2 protein-coding genes are annotated in these 1513 nt (G+C 66.7%); both read right to left on the bottom strand.

Translation table 11 applies throughout. The features are described 5' to 3' along the window. The coding region (locus SD626R_RS14960) for an NADH-quinone oxidoreductase subunit C (RefSeq protein ID WP_176697337.1) at positions 1-1025 on the bottom strand (1025 nt) is incomplete at its 3' end. Beyond that, positions 1022-1513: NADH-quinone oxidoreductase subunit B (locus tag SD626R_RS14955; RefSeq protein ID WP_092567119.1), on the bottom strand; the 492-nt coding region annotated here is incomplete at its 5' end. The genes SD626R_RS14955 and SD626R_RS14960, both read right to left, overlap by 4 nt.

Genomic DNA, 1513 nt, shown 5'->3' with positions numbered 1-1513 from the left:
AGGTCCCAGACGACGCCGCCGAGCCGGAAGTAGTTGAACATCAGCCGCTGGCCCGTCAGGTCCTCCAGTAAGTCCTGCACGCGCTCGCGGTCGTTGATGGCGTACATGAACGTCGCCGTGAAGTCGCCGTTCACGTCGAGCGCGAACGTCGCGAGCGCGAGCATGTGCGCGGCGATCCGGCACATCTCGGCGCCCATCGTCCGGATGACCTGCGCGTACTCCGGCACCTCGATCTCGGCGAGATCCTCGGCCGCGCGGGCGTACGCCCACTCGTTGAGCAGCCCCGCTGAGATGTAGTCCCAGCGGTCGGGGTACGGCATGATCTGGTGACGGTACGTCCCGGACTGCGCCATCTGCTCCTCGCTGCGGTGGAGGTAGCCGATGTCGGGCTCGACGTCGACGACCTGCTCGCCGTCGAGGACCGTCTTCAGGTGGAGCACGCCGTGCGTCGCCGGGTGGTGCGGCCCGATATTGAGGAACATCGTGTCGGACTCGCTGTCCTTGTGGTGTTCCTGCAGCGGGTTCGCGTGCTCCGGCAGCGTGGCGATCTGCGGCCGGTCCTTGTCGTAGTCCATCGACAGGGGGTGGCCCTGCCACGTCTCGGGGAGGAGGATCCGGCGCAGGTCGGGGTGACCGTCGTAGTCGATGCCGATCAGGTCGTACGCCTCCCGCTCGTGCCAGTCGGCGGTGCGGAAGACCGGTTCGGCCGACTCGGAGACGGGATCGTCCTTGTCGGCGGGAACGACGACGCTGACCTCCTGGGTCGGGTCGTCGTACTTCTTCAGGTGGTAGATCGACTCGTAGCGGTTCTCGTACTCCTGGGCGGAGACGACCGAGAGGTGGTCGTACCCCGCCTGCTGTTTCAGGGTCGAGAGCGTTTCCTGGACGGTGTCCGGGCGGATGACGAATCCGGGCGCGTTCAGGTGGTCGTCGCGCTTGACGACGAGGTCGCCGAGGAGCGCCTCCAGCTCGTCGGGGGTACGCTCGATCGCCGCCTCGTCGGTGTCCGGTCGTTCGAGGCTCATGGTGAATCAGCGAAGTTGTACCGCATGACGAGTTCGTCGTCGTCGATCTGGTCGGCCAGCTTGTCGACGAGCTCGTCGCGTTCGAGGTCGGAGAACTCCTCCAGCTCGTACGGCTTGACCGTCACGGGCGAGGCCTCGCCGTTGGCGACGCGCTCCTGGAGCTTCACGACGCCGTAGACGAGCGCCTCGGGGCGGGGCGGGCAGCCGGGGACGTGGATGTCGATCGGGATGACCTCCTCGGCGCCCTTGATCACGTTGTACCCCTCCTGGAACGGACCGCCGGAGATGGTACACGAGCCCATGCCGACCACGAACTTCGGCTCGGGCATCTGGTCGTAGACGCGCTCAATCCGCGGCGCGAACTTCGAGACGATCGTCCCGGGGACGATCATCACGTCGGCCTGCCGGGGCGAGGCGCGGGGAACTCCGCTCCCGAACCGGTCGAGGTCGTGTTTCACCGCGTAGGTGTGCATCATCTCGATGCTGCA

This window comes from Halorubrum sp. SD626R (genome assembly GCF_001261915.1).
Taxonomy (GTDB): domain Archaea; phylum Halobacteriota; class Halobacteria; order Halobacteriales; family Haloferacaceae; genus Halorubrum.
Note: the sequence above shows the minus strand (reverse complement) of the source record. Positions and strands in the feature narration are given on the sequence as shown.